Below are 14,435 nucleotides of genomic sequence, written 5' to 3'. Positions count from 1 at the left end.
CCATGCTGGTCGATACCGTGCCGGCTTTCCTGGGCGTCACGAGTTCCGTAAAGGGGCAGCGCTGGCGTCTGCGCAATACCGATGACCGTCTGGCCATGGCACTGGCGCAGCAGGCCGGCTTGCCGGAAATCCTCGGCCGTGTGTTGGCCGGGCGTGGTATCGCCATTGAGGACCTGGAAGACCATCTCAATCCGTCACTGCGGCGTATGCTGCCCGATCCTTCGCGTTTTCGCGACATGGATGTCGCCACCGACCGGCTGGCTGATGCCATCGTCCAAGGCGAGAAGGTTGCCGTCTTCGGCGATTACGACGTTGACGGTGCGACTTCGACAGCACTGCTGAATCGTTTTTTCCGCGCCATCGGGCGCGAGCTGCGTGTCTACATCCCGGATCGCCTGAAGGAAGGTTACGGTCCAAATGCGCCTGCTTTGCGCCGGCTGGCGCAGGATGGCGTGAAGGTGGTAGTGACCGTTGATTGCGGCACGCTGGCCTTCGCGCCTCTCGAAGACGCTGCCAGTGTTGGACTGGACGTCATCGTCGCCGATCATCATCTGGCCGAGCCGGAACTGCCCAGGGCTGTCGCGGTGGTCAATCCCAACCGTCTGGACGAGACGCCGGGCTTCGGCCAGCTCGCCGCCGTGGGCGTCACCTTCCTGCTGATTGTCGGCGTCAACCGTCGCCTGCGCGAGCGCGGTTATTATACCAGCGACAACCCGCAACCTGATCTGATGGCCTGGCTCGATCTGGTTGCGCTGGGCACCGTCTGCGACGTCGTGCCGCTGACCGGCCTCAATCGTGCGCTGGTGACGCAGGGTCTGAAAATCTTGCGGTCGCGCGGCAATGTCGGACTGGCGGCACTGGCCGATGTGGCCGGTGTCAGCGAGCCGCCGGGTGCCTATCATCTCGGCTTCCTGCTGGGGCCGCGCGTCAATGCCGGCGGACGCGTCGGCCAGGCTGATCTGGGAACAAGGCTGCTTTCGACCGACGATGCGCGGCTGGCGCAGCAGATGGCTGGCGAACTCGACCGCTACAATCGCGAGCGACAGGAGATCGAGGCCGGCGTGCTGCATGAGGCCATGCAGGAACTCGAACATGTACCCGAGACGGCAGCACTGGCGCTGGTGGCGCGGCAGGGCTGGCATCCGGGCGTGATCGGCATCGTGGCGGCGCGCGTGCGCGAAAAGGCCGGGCGGCCGAGCTTTGTCATCGCGCTGGATGAAAACGGCATCGGCAAGGGCTCGGGCCGTTCGATCCCCGGCGTCGATCTTGGCGCGGCGGTGGTCGCGGCCGGGCAGGCCGGGCTGCTGATGAATGGCGGCGGCCATGCCATGGCGGCGGGCCTGACGGTAGAGGCTGCCAAGCTGAACGAGCTGAAGGCCTTCCTCAACGAGCGCCTTGCCGCCGCTGTAACAAAGGCTGGCGCGTCATCCTCGCTCGGTTTCGATGGTGCGCTGGCCATCGGTGGCTGCAATGCTGAACTCTGCGACAAGCTGGAACAGCTCGGCCCCTATGGCTCAGGCAATTCGGAGCCGCGCTTTGCGCTGACCGGCGTGCGCGTGGTGCAGGCGGATGTGGTGGCAGAGAAACATGTGCGCTGCTTGATCACCACCGGCGACGGCAGTGGTCCGCGCCTCAATGCCATGGCGTTCCGATCCATTGATAATGAACTCGGCGCCGCGTTACTGCAGGCGCGCCAGACCGGCGCAGCGCTGCATGTGGGCGGCCATCTACGGCCCAATCACTGGCGCGGCGAAAAGCGCGTGCAGTTCCTGCTGGAAGACGCCGCGCTGCCGAGTTGATCAGGGCGGCGGTTCGGCTGCCGGTGGAGTGATGCCCCGCACCCGCTCGCGGTGCAGGATATACAGGCCGCTGGCCACGATCAGGGCGATGCCAACTGCGGCCAGTTCGTTCGGCACATCGCCCCAGACCAGATAACCGACTAGCAGGGCGAGCGGCAGGCCGGTATAGCGCAGCGGCACGATCACCGCGACTTCGGCATGCCGGAAGGCATCGACGGCGAGCTGATAGCCAAGTGCGATGCAGCAGGCGGCCAGCGCCAGGAAACCGAGACCGCGCCAGCTCATCGCCACCCAACCTTCGGCCAGGGTCAGGCCGAGCGCCACGACGGTCAGTAGGCCGACATTGGTAAGAATGATGATCGAGGAGGGGATTTCGGCCGCAATGCGCCGGGTCATCAGGTCGCGCGCGACAATGAAGATGGCCGCACCGACGCCAAGAATTGAATAGGCGTTGAAGTTCGCAGCACTTGGCTGCACCACCAGCAGCACGCCAAGAAAGCCGGCCACCACCGCGGCCCAGCGCCGCCAGCCCACCGGCTCGCGCAGCAGTACGGCGACCGCTGCCGTCATCATCAGGGGCGAGGACATGTGAATCGCCATCACGTTGCTGATCGGCGTGTGAAACAGTGCAATCATGTAGAGATAGCTGCTGACCAGGTCGACACCGCTGCGCAGCACCACCTGACGATCGAACATCCGGCCGATGCGGCGTCTGGCCTCGGTGGCCATGATCACGCCTAGGATGATCGTGGTGGCGATCAGGCCACGGATGGCGAGAATCTGGCTGGCCGGGACATCACCAAAAACCAGTTTGCACAGCACTTCGTTGATGACGAAGAGGAAGACGGCCAGTGAAAAGGAAATGATACCGCGGCGGTTGCCGGTGCCTAACAACCGGTCGAAATGCGACATGTCGGGAATCAGCGTTTGGCGTCCGGATGGGCGTGGATGGGATCAACCCAGGGCACGTTCTCGGGCTTTTCGGCCGGCTCGATGTCCAGATTGACCACCACCGGCTCCTGGCCGGACCGTACCAGTACGCATTCCAGCACCTCATCGGTGCTGGCGTTGATTTCCTGATGCGGCACGAAGGGCGGCACGAAGATGAAGTCGCCCGGGCCAGCCTCTGCGGTGAATTCCAGATTGTTGCCCCAGCGCATGCGGGCTTTGCCCTTGACCACGTAGATCACGCTTTCCAGATCGCCATGGTGATGTGCGCCGGTCTTGGCATTGGCATGGATATGTACGGTGCCGGCCCAGATCTTCTGGGCGCCGACGCGGGCGTTGTTGATCGCGGTGGCGCGATTCATACCCGTCGTCTGTCCTGCCGTGGTCGGGTCGAGCTGGTCGCCCCGGATCACCCGTACGCCATCATGCTTCCAGTCGGTATCGTGCCCGCTGTGAGAATGCCCACTGTGAGAATGATCGTGATCGTGACCCATGGGCCTCCTCCACTCGCTATAGGCGAATGGTAGGCACGCCGGCCGTTCAGGGCAAGAGCTTCACTCCCGGTGGCGGGGATCAAGCGCGTCGCGCAGGCCGTCGCCCAGCAGGTTGAAGGACAGCACGATGATGAAGATCGAGATGCCGGGATAGATTGCCATCCACGGCGCCTGGGTCAGGAAATCCTTGGCCGAGTTCAGCATGCTGCCCCAGCTGGGTGCTGGCGGCTGCTGGCCTAGGCCGAGGAAGGAGAGGCTGGCCTCGGCGATGATGGCCGAGGCAATCGTCAACGTCGCCTGCACCATCAGTGCCGGCAGGATGTTGGGCAGGATATGGCGGAAGGCAATGCGCAGCGACGAGTTGCCCACGGCACGCGCCGCCTCGATGTAATCCTCCACGCGCACCGCCTGCACCTGCGCACGCGTCAGGCGCACGAAGATCGGCGTGGCCGAGATACCGATGGCGATCATCGCATTGGTTAGGCTGGGGCCGAGGAAGGCGGCCAGCGCAATCGCCAGGATCAGGAAGGGCACGGCCAGCATGGCATCGGTGATGCGCATCAGGACACCATCCACGATGCCACCGGCGTAACCGGACAACAGCCCGATCGGAATACCGAGGCCGAGCGCAATGGCAACTGACAGCACGCCGGCCAGCAGCGAGGCGCGGGCGCCGAAGATGACGCGGCTGAGCACGTCGCGGCCGAGTTCGTCGCCGCCGAACCAGTTGGCCCATGATGGCGCACCGCGAACCGCGCCCCAGTTGGCCTCGATGGGATCATAGGGCACGATCAGCGGTGCGAAGATGGCGGCCAGCAGGAACAGCACGACGACGACCAGGCCGACCACGGCGCCCTTGCGCTTGAGCAGACGACGGAAGGCGCGCTGCGCCGGGCTCTGTTCCACGACGGGTTTCTTGATAACGGGGGCTGACATCACGGCATCGCTCATGCGCGCAGCCTCGGGTTCACCAGGAAATAGGCAATGTCAGCGAGCAGGTTCAGTACGATATAGGCCGTGGCGGTACAGAGTACGACGCCTTGGACGACCGCGTAGTCGCGGTTGAACACGGCATCAACGATCAGCTTGCCGAAACCCGGGATGGAGAAAATCTGCTCGGTCAGCACCGCGCCCGACAGCAGCTGGCCGAATTCCAGCGCACCCAGCGTGATCACAGGCACGGCAGCATTGCGGAAGCCGTGCTTGGCGATCACCACACGCTCGAACAGGCCCTTCGCGCGGGCGGTCCGGATATAGTCGCTCGACAGCACCTGCAGCATGGCGCTGCGGGTATGGCGCATCATCACGGCGGAGATGGCGTTGCCCAGCACAAAGGCCGGCATGATCATCGATTCAAGATTGCCCAGCAGGTCTTCGCGCGGGCTGATGTAGCCCGAGGCCGGCAGCCAGCCGAGTTCGACCGAGAACAACAGGATCATCATGATGCCGAGCCAGAAATTCGGTGTCGACAATCCCCATAGTCCAATGACATTGGCGAGGTAATCGGGCCAGCGCCCGTTATGCAGCGCCGAGATCACACCCATCGGCAGGCCAATGGCCAGCGCCACCAGCATGGCCATCACGGCAAGTTGGATGGTGACCGGCAGCTTCTCGACCAGCAACTGCGAGACCGGCAGCTGGATGCGGATCGATTCACCGAAGTCGCCCTGCAGCACGCCGCTGATCCACAGCCAGTATTGCACCGGCAGGGGCTTGTCGAGGTTGTACTTGGCCCGGACTTCCGCGATGGCCTGCGGATCGCGCTCCTCGCCGGCCATGGCAATGGCCGGATCGCCGGGCAGCAGTTGCTGCAGCCCGAAGATGATGATCGACACGAACAGCAGTGTCGGAAGCAGGATGGCGATGCGCCGGAACAGGAAGCGGGTCATTGTCTGGTCACGAACGTAAAGAGAGGGGCGGGGCCACAGATCTCTGCGGCCCCGGCAGGCTTAGCTGTTCTTCATGCCGACGAAGCGGATCAGGCCGTCCGGATATTCCTTGAAGCCGGTCAGCTTCGGGGAATAGGCCCAGAGCCACTTGCGATGCAGCATGTAGATGATGGGGCGTTCGGCATTGACGATCTTGGCTGCCTTTTCCCAGGCCACGCGACGCTGGGCGATGTCGGTGGTCAGGCGGCTGTCATTGAGGATTTCGTCCAGCGCCGGATTGCACAGACCCGAATAGTTCAGGGGCTGCTTGCAGCCGTGGAAACTGTACAGGTTGCCGTCCGGATCGGGACGACCGCTCCAGGCCAGGATGTAGGCCTCGAAATCACCCTTGTCGGCCATGTTCAGCGAGGTCGCAAACTCCGTTGCCTGGATGCGAACGTCGATGCCGGCCTCCTTGGCCATCGCCTGTACCACCTGTGCGATGTTACGGGCATCGGTGGTGGTCGGCGTCACCAGATTGACCACCGGATTGGTATTACCGGCTTCCTTCAGCAGCTGCTTGGCCTTGGCCACATCACGCTTCGGAATCGGAACGGACTTCACATAGTTGGCGTTGCTCGGCGGAACCCACTGGTTGCCCGGCGTGGCCAGGCCATCGAACACCACCTGCGAGATGCCGTTGCGGTCCAGCGAAAGCTCGAAGGCTTCACGGATTTTCTCACTGGAGCCGATCGGCGACTTCGCCTTGTCGCTCTTTCCGATGTTGATGGTGATGCCGTAATAGCCGATCTCGGTGATCGAGCCGAACTTCAGGCGCTTGTCCTTCTGCACTTCCTTGGCATCGGTACCGGCCAGACGCTCCAGGATGTCAAGCTGGCCTGACTTCAGATTGGCGAGGCGGACAGTGGCATCGATGAAGGGGCGGAACTCGATGCGCGACAGGTGCACATTGTCCTTGTTCCAGTAGCCGGCATATTTCTCGACGACGATGCGATCCTGGGCGATGCGCTCGACGAACTTGAACGGACCGGCGCAGACCGGCGTGGTGGCGAACTTGTCGCCAAGCTCCTTGCCGGCCTTGGGCGAGATCATCATGCCGGCGCGGTCGGTCAGCGTGGCCAGCAGCGGCGCGAAGGGCGCCTGGGTGTTGAGGCGCACGGTCAGCGGATCGATCACATCGACGGAGGTAACAGCCGAGAGCTCGCCACGGCGCTGCGAACCCTGCAGGGTCTTGTGGCGGTCGATGTTGTACTTCACCGCTTCGGCGTCGAACTTCTCACCGTCATGGAAGGTGACGTTCGGGCGCAGCTTCATGGTCAGCGCCTTGTTGTCGTCCGACCACTTCCACTCGGTGGCCAGCTGCGGAATGACCTTCAGGTCCGGATCGATGTCGACCAGCTTGTCGCAGAGCGCCGAGAAGACGACGCGGCTGACGAAGGTGCGGGCCAGGGTCGGGTCCAGCGCATCCGGGTCTTCGGCCAGGCCGAATTTCAGCGTCTGCGCAGACGCGGCGGTCGCCGTGCCTAGAAGCAGGACTGCGGCCAGCGCCGCCCAGGTGGTCTTGTTCAACATTTTCAGCCTCTCCTTGTTATTGGTCGGAAACAGATGAATGGGCATTGACAAAGCGGGCCTGCAGCCGCGCCAGCCGTTCGGCGCCGGACGAAACGCTTTCCACCGGCAATGGTGCCGCGACCGGCAGCTCGCGCCAGCGGTGGCAGGCAACCGTGTGGCCGCCGATATCTTCCATCACAGGCACCTTGCTGCGGCACAAGTCGACGGCGAAGGGGCAGCGGGTATGGAACCGGCAGCCGGCCGGCGGATCGATCGGGCTTGGCACATCGCCGGTCAGGATCACGCGCTGACGCACGGCATTGGGCTGCGGCACCGGAATGGCCGAGAGCAGCGCGCGCGTATAGGGATGGCGCGGATTGGTGAAGAGTTCGGTCGTGGTGGCGACCTCGACGATCCGGCCCAGATACATCACGGCGATGCGCTGGGCGATATGACGCACCACGGCCAGATCATGCGCGATGAAGACCATGGCGATCCCCAGGCGCGCCTGCAGGTCCTTCATGAGGTTCAGCACCTGCGCCTGCACCGAGACATCAAGCGCCGAAACGGCCTCGTCGGCGACGATCAGGTGAGGTTCGACAGCCAGGGCACGGGCGATGCCGACGCGCTGACGCTGGCCGCCGGAAAATTCATGCGGATAGCGCCGGGCATGCGCTGGTCGCAGGCCGACCAGGCTCAGCAGTTCTTCCACGCGTGCCTTGCGCTTACCGGGCGGTACCAGGCCGTGCAGCATCAGCGGCTCGCTCAGGATATCGCCCACCGTCATGCGCGGATTGAGCGAGGCGTAAGGATCCTGGAAGACGAGCTGCATGTCGCGGCGCAGATCGCGCAATGCAGTGCCCTGCAGCGTGGTGATGTCGCGGCCATCGAACTTGATGGTGCCCGCGGTGGGATCGATCAGGCGCAGCACCAGCCGGCCGGTGGTCGACTTGCCGCAGCCACTTTCGCCCACCAGGCTGAGTGTCTCGCCGGCCTTCAGGCTGAAATCCACATCGTCGACGGCGCTGACATGGCTGACCGGACGGCCGAACCAGTTGGTGCGCGCCGTGAAATGCTTGGTCAGGCCGGAAACTTCGAGAAGGTTGCTCATAGCAGGGGTGCCTTGATGCAGGCGACCGCATGGCCCGGCGCGATCTCGCGCAGCTCCGGTATGGCGGCGCGGCAATCCGCATCGCCAAACGGGCAGCGCGGATTGAAGCGGCAGCCATCGGGCGGATTCATCGGATCTGGCACGCTGCCTTCAATGGCGGCGAGGCGGTCCTTGGTCTGGTCCAGGCGCGGGATCGAGCCCAGCAGGCCAATGGTGTAGGGATGCTGCGGCGTGGCGAACAGTTGTTCGACCGGGGCCTGCTCGACGATGCGGCCGGCATACATGACAGCGACATGGTCGGCCATCTCGGCGATCACGCCCATGTCGTGGCTGATCAGCATGATGGCCGTGCCCAGGTCGCGTTGCAATTCGCGCAGCAGGTCCAGAATCTGCGCCTGCACGGTCACATCCAGTGCCGTGGTTGGCTCATCGGCGATCAGCAGTTCGGGTCCGCAGGCGAGCGCCATGGCGATCATGGCGCGCTGGCGCATGCCGCCCGACAGCTGGTGCGGATAATCGTCCACGCGCTTTTCCGGCGCGGGAATGTTCACCTTGCGCAGCATGGCGATGGCGGCCTCGCGCGCCTGTGCCTTGCTCATGTCCTTGTGCCGGATCAGGCCTTCCATGATCTGGTCGCCGATGGTGAAGGCGGGGTTCAGCGAGGTCATGGGCTCCTGGAAGATCATCGCCAGGCGATTGCCGCGCAGATCGCGCATCTCGTCCTTGGCAATGGTGCTCAGGTCCTGTCCGGCAAAGCGGATGCTGCCACTGGCAATGCGGGCGCCACGGCTGGGCAACAGGCCCATTACGGTCAGCGAGGTGACAGACTTGCCACAACCGCTTTCGCCGACGATCCCCAGGGTCTTGCCGCTGTCGACCGTGAAGGATACGCCGTCCACGGCGCGGAACTCGCCGCCGTCGCTGGCAAAGAAGGTACGCAGGTCATCAACTTCGAGCAGCGCCATCAGCGCGTCCCCATCATGGCTTCATGTTTCTGCACTTCCGCCTCGATCACGCTGCGGTCCCAGATTCCACTGGGGTTCCTCGTCGTAGCGTAAAACTTGAGAAAAGCGGCATAACGTCCCTGTGACACACCGTAGAGGCGACGCAGTTCAGCCAGCGGCTCGGCATGGTCGTCGACGCGCAGACTGAGCGTCGGATAATCCTCGCTGGTATGGATCAGCAGCGCGGCTGACTGCTTGCCGCGCTTGTCGCCGCCCTGGGCCTGACCGGCATCCAGCGCATCGAGAAAGCGCTCGGCGAAGGGCTTTGTGCTGGCGGCAAAGCTTTCATAGGTGGTGGCCACCACGGCTTCACCGGCCAGCATGTTGCCGGCGACCGAGAAACCGTCGCCGGTCTTGTGGCCGCACCAGCCGATGCAGGCATCGCCGGTATGAGCCGCCGTGCGGCCTTCGCGGTCGACCACATGAAGCTGCCGCGCCGCTGCACCCTCATCGGAAAAAACCAGCCAGTTCACCACATCGGAGGCGGCCATGCCGTTTTCCAGCATCGCCAGGCCGCGCGAACCGTAGGTGGGGTTGATCAGCGCCTGTGTCGCCAATGCGCCATGACCGCTTTTCGCATGCGGGCAGAGTGCACCGACGGCAAAGAACTTTGTCGTCACGGCAACGCCATAGGCGCCGGTCGCCGGATCGCGGGCGACAATCGACCATGTCATGATCAGCGAACTCCGCTCATCGGCCGGTCCTCATCGACCAACTGCGTAGCCCTGCATGCCGCGCGGATTGGCGCCGGCGGTCAGCAGCGTGCCCTCGGACGTTTCGGTGGTGCCGCAGGCGGTGAGGCGGCCTTCGGACCAGTCGCCGCCGACCTCCACCTTGTGGCCGCGCGCCTTCAATGCCTCGATGGTCGTCTTGTCGAAGCGGCCTTCCAGGCCGAGATGACCGGGCTTGGACGGACGCGGATAGAAGGAGGAGGGGAAGTGTTCGCTGTGCCAGGCCGGGCTGTCGATCGCTTCCTGCAGGTTCATGCCATGATGCACGACCTTGAGGAACATCTGGGGTGACCACTGGTCCTGCTGGTCGCCGCCGGGGGTGCCGAAGGCCAATGCCGGCTTGCCGTCCTTCAGCGCCATCGAGGGCGACAGCGTGGTGCGCGGGCGCTTGCCGGGCTTGAGCGAATTGGGCAGGCCTTCTTCCAGCCAGAACATCTGCGCGCGCGTGCCAAGGCAGAAGCCCAGTTCCGGAATCAGCGGCGAGCTCTGCAGCCAGCCGCCCGAGGGCGTGGCCGAGACCATGTTGCCCCAGCGGTCGATCACATCGATATGGCAGGTGTCGCCGCTGGCCGCGCCGCGGCCGGTGACCTTGCCGTCGCTGCCTTCAAGACGACCGACGGTCGGCTCGCCCACGCCGACGCCACCGGCTTCACCGGCCTTGATCGAGGTCAGCTTCGCCGCCTTGCCCATCGGATCGCCCGGGCGCAGCTCCAGAGATGCCGTGTCGCCAATCAGCTTGCGACGCTGTGCGTTGTAGGTGTCGGATAACAGCGCCGCCATCGGCACATCCACATGATCGGGATCGCCATACCAGGCCTCGCGGTCAGCGAAGGCCAGCTTGGATGCTTCCACCAGCGTATGGATGAAGTCCGGACCTGCCGGGTCCATCTTCGCCAGGTCGAAACCCTTCAGCAGCGCGAGCTGCTGCAGGAAGGCCGGACCCTGGCTCCAGGGGCCGCATTTCGCCACCGTCCAGCCGTGATAGTCATAGGTCAGCGGCTTTTCGATATAGGCCTGCCACTTGGCCATGTCGTTACCGCTCAGCACGCCGCGATGGCGACGGCCCGAGGCATCCATGGCTTCGGTGCCGGACGAGAATTTGTCGATGGCTTCGGCGATAAAGCCTTCGCGCCATGCCTTGCGTGCCGCTTCAATGCGCTGCTCGCGGCTGCCGCTGCCGGCCGTGGAAAGCTTGCGATAGGTGGCGGCCAGGCCGGGCTGGTGGAACATCGCGTAAGGCTTGGGCAGGTTACCGCTCTTGTCGAGCCACAATGCGCCCGAGGTCTTCCATTCATCCTGGAAGAGTTTCTGCACCGTGCCGATGGTGTCGATCACGCGCGGTACCAGCGGGCAACCGTTTTCGGCGTAATGAATGGCAGGCGCCAACGCTTCGGCCAGATCGATGGTGCCGTAGTCGCGCAGCATCAGCAGCCAGCCGTCGACGGCGCCGGGCACGCAGGGTGCCAGCAGGCCGGAGCCGGGAATGAGGTCGAGGCCCAGTCCCTTGAAATGCGCGATCGTCGCCTTCTCGGGCGCCGGTCCCTGGCCACAGAGCACGTCGATGCGGTTGTGCTTGGCGCTCCACAGCAGGGCGGGCAGGTCACCGCCAGCGCCATTCAGATGCGGCTCGCACAGATGCAGCACGAAACCGGCGGTGACGGCGGCATCAAAGGCATTGCCGCCGCGCTCCAGCACGCCCATGGCGACAGACGATGCGATCCAATGGGTGGTGGCCACCACGCCGAAGTTGCCTTTGATTTCGGGGCGGGTGGTGAAAGCGAACGGAATCTTGGTCATGAGGGGTCCGGGGTGCTGGCAGAAGGACTGGATGGTGCGTGAGACAGGCCCTGATCGTCGTTCATCGCCCGGAGCAGGGCTTCTCTATGCGAGGCGATGTGTTGGCGCATGATCGCGCCGGCCTTGGCGGAATCGCGCTCCGCGATGGCGTCGGCGATCTCGAGATGCTGGTTGGCCGAGCGCACCTTGCCTTCGGGCGTGCGGGCGCGCTGGCGCATGCTCTGCCACGACGCGTCGTAGCGGATCTTGTCGATCACCTCGAACAGGTCGAGGAACAGGCGGTTGCCAGCAGCTTCGGCCAGGCTGCGATGAAACGCGCTGTCCCAGCGTTCCAGCGTGGCCGGCTCGGTGTCGAGGCCGGCGGCGGCGACGCGCTCGGCCAGCTTGCGGATCATCGCCACCTGTTCGGCGCTGGCGCGGTGGGCTGCCAGTTGCGCGATGCTGGGCTCGATGTGCAGACGCACTTCCATGATCTCATAGAAGTTCGTGCGGCTGGCGAGACGGCTCAGCGTCGGCGCGGAGGAAGAGGGTGCCGGGCCGATGAAGGTGCCCTTGCCCTGGCGGCGCCAAATCTTGCCTTCGGATTCCAGTTCGGCCAGCGCCTGGCGCACCATGCGGCGGCTGATGCCCCAGCGTGCCGATAGATCGCGCTCGGTGGGCAGCGGCTTTTCAGGGAAGCCGGCCTGTTCCACCAGCAGGCGCCGCAGCATGGCGACGGCCTCGGCGGCGGTATGCAACGGCTGGGCCGGGACTTGGGCAGACGTCTGATGACTCTGTCCGGTCTGACCCTGTATTTGCCCCGGAATTGGCGCCTGGGGCGAGCGCGGCAACATTTCGTTCATGAATACGAACCTAAACACAATGGTTCGGATGCCGCAATCCTAAACATATGATTCAAATGCCAATTTAATGGGCGAATTGCTGCCTCTTCCGGCACGGAAGGGTGGAATGAGGTGAACCATTATGAAAATTGGTTTCACTCAGGCCCGGTGTTTCGGTGCCTTCGACGCGCCCCGGAATCGGAAAAACGAAGGTGTCCCAACAGCATCGGCGCGGTGTGCCTGGCAACAGAGCAGCGACTATTGATTTGTCAGGTCGGACCCATTACACAGCGCCTCACGCCGGGCGACCGGCGATGCGGTTCGTTTGATTCGATCCGCCACAGGCCGACCCCATCGTCTAGAGGCCTAGGACGTCACCCTTTCACGGTGAAGACACGGGTTCGACTCCCGTTGGGGTCGCCATCCTCTCTGGATGGACAGACCAACACACTGATTGCAATAATACAGGCACTTAGCCAGACTGTCTTAGGAATTCTCCTAGGACACTCTTAGGAATTTTCCGTTCGCCAGACGACGGGTGCCGCGTGAAATACCTGTACGAGAACAACGGTGGTTTTCGCTTCAGACGGCCTGTGCCGAAGCAGATTCGGGCGCTGGTCGGATTCGCCGTCTTCGACCGACACCTAAAAGGAATCAAAGATCGCGCCCTCGCTGAGAAGGAAGCGCGCAAGCTCGCGGTTTACACCGACGAGGTATTTGACGCCGCGCATCGGGAACAGGCTAACCAGCCGCACGTGAAGCGCCGTGTCAAAGAAGTCCTGGGCGCGCTGCTGTATGAGCAACGCTTCCCTGGCGACACCACCGTTACGCGTCTAGCAGTGCATGAGCTGCTGAATGAGCTGAAGAACGATCTTGAGGGATTGCCTCCGGCTGCGATCCTAGCAGACGCGAAGATGCTCCAAGACGACGGTGAGCTACCGCACCTCTCTGACGGCACCCCAATTCAAGCGATGATCGTTAAAGGGCTGCGGGATGACATTGCCAAGCTCTCGGCCGTTTACGAGGGTGTAAATGCACAACCGCTGCCGGACGCGTTTGAAAAGGTAATCGAAGTCTGGCGCAAAGAGCGTAACCCGTCTGAGAGTGCGGTACGCGAGTGCCGCCGCGCAGTGAGATACCTGCAAGAGTCGTTAGGAGAGCCTGTTCCGTTGTTTGCGCTTACGAAGGCTCACATGCGGACATTCCGGACCTGGCTGTATGACTACAGGCAGGCCGATGGAGAACCCTTCGCGCAAGGGTCAAGGCACAAGCACTTCGGCTACATCAAGCTACTGCTGCGGATCGCCAGTGACCACGACATTATTGAACAGAGTCCCGCAGCCGACATCCTGATCCCGAAAACATCAGTAGATGAGCAGGGCTTTACTAAGCGTGCTTCATTCTCTTATGAGCAGGTGCAAAAGGTTGCTCAGGCCTGCCTTGCGCTCGCGGGACTGGGCGGCGAAGACGACAAGGCACGTGCATGGATCACGCTGATAGCTCTCGCGACTGGGGCGCGCCTCGGTGAAATTGCCAAGGCGGCCCCAGCGCAGTTTCAGGATCGAGACGGGGTTTTCTGCCTTCACATCCGGGGTGAGGTGAAGACGAGCGCCAGTGTGCGCTACCTCCCAATCCCGCAGTACCTATTGGACAATGGGTTTAAGGCCTACCTGACCGACGAGCGGAAAAAGCGCGCAATGCTGTTTGATTACGGCGGCGTGAAGGCACTTAGCAGCGCCGTTTCAAAATGGGCTAGCCGCTTTCTGACGGAAATCGGGGTGAAGACTGGTGAGGCCGAAGTCTTCCATTCCTTCCGGCACACCATGGAAGACGTGCTCCGGTACATCGAGGTCGATAAAGACCTCCGTAATCGGGCACTGGGTCACGCGGCCGGAGACGTGGCGGCTACATACGGCCAGGGCCATGCTCTGTTGCAGGTCAAAGCTGCTTTCGATAAGGCTTTAGACCTTATGCTTGGCAAACAGCCCAAGCGAAAGACCGGTAAAACTCGCACATCGTAAGTTGTGGGAATTTCCAGGCCGCTCGTTTGGGGATTCTTGTCGGACTGGAATTAGGACAAGGTGTAGCCCACCAAAGGGATGGGCCCTGGCCGCCGTTCTTTTGACTCTACAGCGCCTCGATGGCGTATGGGCTACTACCCTGGCCGTGAAACGCAGGGCCTCTGTACGAGTCTAGAAATGCCTTTTGTGGCATGGGCGAATTTCCCCCTCAGGCTTCACCAACCCTCCTTAATCCGGCTGGTTATGGCTCCCTATTATTATTGAGACGG

Annotated in this window: 12 protein-coding genes and 1 tRNA gene; 3 read left to right on the top strand and 10 right to left on the bottom strand. The window is 63.2% G+C overall.

Annotated elements, in window-relative coordinates:
* The first annotated feature begins 2 nt into the window (after window positions 1-2).
* Entirely contained in the window at window positions 3-1,799 is a 1,797-nt protein-coding gene (gene recJ / locus AC1RRE_RS19620) for a single-stranded-DNA-specific exonuclease RecJ (RefSeq protein ID WP_492983665.1), read from the top strand.
* Here the strand turns inward: recJ and AC1RRE_RS19615 are convergent, their stop codons facing one another.
* From AC1RRE_RS19615 to AC1RRE_RS19570, 10 genes are read right to left on the bottom strand one after another with little or no spacing between them, the layout of a single operon-like run.
* Entirely contained in the window at window positions 1,800-2,711 is a 912-nt protein-coding gene (locus tag AC1RRE_RS19615) for a DMT family transporter (protein WP_492983663.1), read from the bottom strand. It lies immediately after the preceding gene.
* An 8-nt stretch (window positions 2,712-2,719) separates the two neighbouring features.
* A complete protein-coding gene (locus AC1RRE_RS19610) occupies window positions 2,720-3,241 on the bottom strand; it encodes a cupin domain-containing protein (RefSeq protein ID WP_492983661.1) in 522 nt (173 codons plus the stop codon).
* A 60-nt stretch (window positions 3,242-3,301) separates the two neighbouring features.
* Entirely contained in the window at window positions 3,302-4,192 is an 891-nt protein-coding gene (locus AC1RRE_RS19605) for an ABC transporter permease (protein ID WP_492983659.1), read from the bottom strand.
* On the bottom strand, window positions 4,189-5,130 hold the full coding sequence (locus AC1RRE_RS19600; RefSeq protein WP_492983657.1) for an ABC transporter permease: 942 nt from the start codon (window positions 5,128-5,130) through the stop codon (window positions 4,189-4,191). Before AC1RRE_RS19600 ends, AC1RRE_RS19605 begins: the two co-directional genes overlap by 4 nt.
* 60 nt (window positions 5,131-5,190) lie before the next feature.
* Window positions 5,191-6,702: an ABC transporter substrate-binding protein gene (locus tag AC1RRE_RS19595; RefSeq protein ID WP_492983655.1), complete on the bottom strand. Its 1,512-nt coding sequence runs from the start codon at window positions 6,700-6,702 to the stop codon at window positions 5,191-5,193.
* 16 nt (window positions 6,703-6,718) lie between these two features.
* A complete protein-coding gene (locus tag AC1RRE_RS19590) occupies window positions 6,719-7,792 on the bottom strand; it encodes an ABC transporter ATP-binding protein (protein WP_492983653.1) in 1,074 nt (357 codons plus the stop codon).
* Complete coding sequence (locus AC1RRE_RS19585) at window positions 7,789-8,757, bottom strand: ABC transporter ATP-binding protein (protein WP_492983651.1); 969 nt, start codon at window positions 8,755-8,757, stop codon at window positions 7,789-7,791. The genes AC1RRE_RS19590 and AC1RRE_RS19585 overlap by 4 nt, the downstream gene beginning before the upstream one ends.
* Window positions 8,757-9,470, bottom strand: a complete 714-nt coding sequence (locus tag AC1RRE_RS19580; protein WP_492983649.1) for a DUF1028 domain-containing protein — start codon at window positions 9,468-9,470, stop codon at window positions 8,757-8,759. Before AC1RRE_RS19580 ends, AC1RRE_RS19585 begins: the two co-directional genes overlap by 1 nt.
* Window positions 9,471-9,500: 30 nt before the next feature.
* A complete protein-coding gene (locus tag AC1RRE_RS19575; RefSeq protein ID WP_492983647.1) occupies window positions 9,501-11,324 on the bottom strand; it encodes a gamma-glutamyltransferase family protein in 1,824 nt (607 codons plus the stop codon).
* Window positions 11,321-12,061, bottom strand: coding sequence for a FadR/GntR family transcriptional regulator (locus tag AC1RRE_RS19570; protein WP_492983645.1), 741 nt, complete (start codon window positions 12,059-12,061; stop codon window positions 11,321-11,323). Before AC1RRE_RS19570 ends, AC1RRE_RS19575 begins: the two co-directional genes overlap by 4 nt.
* A gap of 431 nt (window positions 12,062-12,492) precedes the next feature.
* Here AC1RRE_RS19570 and AC1RRE_RS19565 point away from each other — a divergent pair.
* Together AC1RRE_RS19565 and AC1RRE_RS19560 are read left to right on the top strand one after the other, a co-directional pair.
* Window positions 12,493-12,568, top strand: a tRNA-Glu gene (locus tag AC1RRE_RS19565).
* A 122-nt stretch (window positions 12,569-12,690) separates the two neighbouring features.
* Window positions 12,691-14,166 carry a phage integrase SAM-like domain-containing protein gene (locus tag AC1RRE_RS19560; protein WP_492983643.1) on the top strand — a complete coding sequence of 492 codons (1,476 nt, stop codon included), beginning with the start codon at window positions 12,691-12,693 and terminating at the stop codon, window positions 14,164-14,166.
* Window positions 14,167-14,435 lie beyond the last annotated feature (269 nt).

The organism is Ferrovibrio sp. GW821-FHT12D07 (assembly GCF_058807275.1).
This window is presented reverse-complemented; position numbering and strand designations above follow the sequence as displayed.

Coding starts and splice junctions, on each gene's coding strand:
- AC1RRE_RS19610 (WP_492983661.1), bottom strand. CDS start 3,241: ATGGGTCACGATCACGATCATTCTCACAGTGGGCATTCTCACAGCGGG.
- AC1RRE_RS19615 (WP_492983663.1), bottom strand. CDS start 2,711: ATGTCGCATTTCGACCGGTTGTTAGGCACCGGCAACCGCCGCGGTATC.
- AC1RRE_RS19585 (WP_492983651.1), bottom strand. CDS start 8,757: ATGGCGCTGCTCGAAGTTGATGACCTGCGTACCTTCTTTGCCAGCGAC.
- recJ (WP_492983665.1), top strand. CDS start 3: ATGCTGGTCGATACCGTGCCGGCTTTCCTGGGCGTCACGAGTTCCGTA.
- AC1RRE_RS19590 (WP_492983653.1), bottom strand. CDS start 7,792: ATGAGCAACCTTCTCGAAGTTTCCGGCCTGACCAAGCATTTCACGGCG.
- AC1RRE_RS19600 (WP_492983657.1), bottom strand. CDS start 5,130: ATGACCCGCTTCCTGTTCCGGCGCATCGCCATCCTGCTTCCGACACTG.
- AC1RRE_RS19575 (WP_492983647.1), bottom strand. CDS start 11,324: ATGACCAAGATTCCGTTCGCTTTCACCACCCGCCCCGAAATCAAAGGC.
- AC1RRE_RS19595 (WP_492983655.1), bottom strand. CDS start 6,702: ATGTTGAACAAGACCACCTGGGCGGCGCTGGCCGCAGTCCTGCTTCTA.
- AC1RRE_RS19580 (WP_492983649.1), bottom strand. CDS start 9,470: ATGACATGGTCGATTGTCGCCCGCGATCCGGCGACCGGCGCCTATGGC.
- AC1RRE_RS19605 (WP_492983659.1), bottom strand. CDS start 4,192: ATGAGCGATGCCGTGATGTCAGCCCCCGTTATCAAGAAACCCGTCGTG.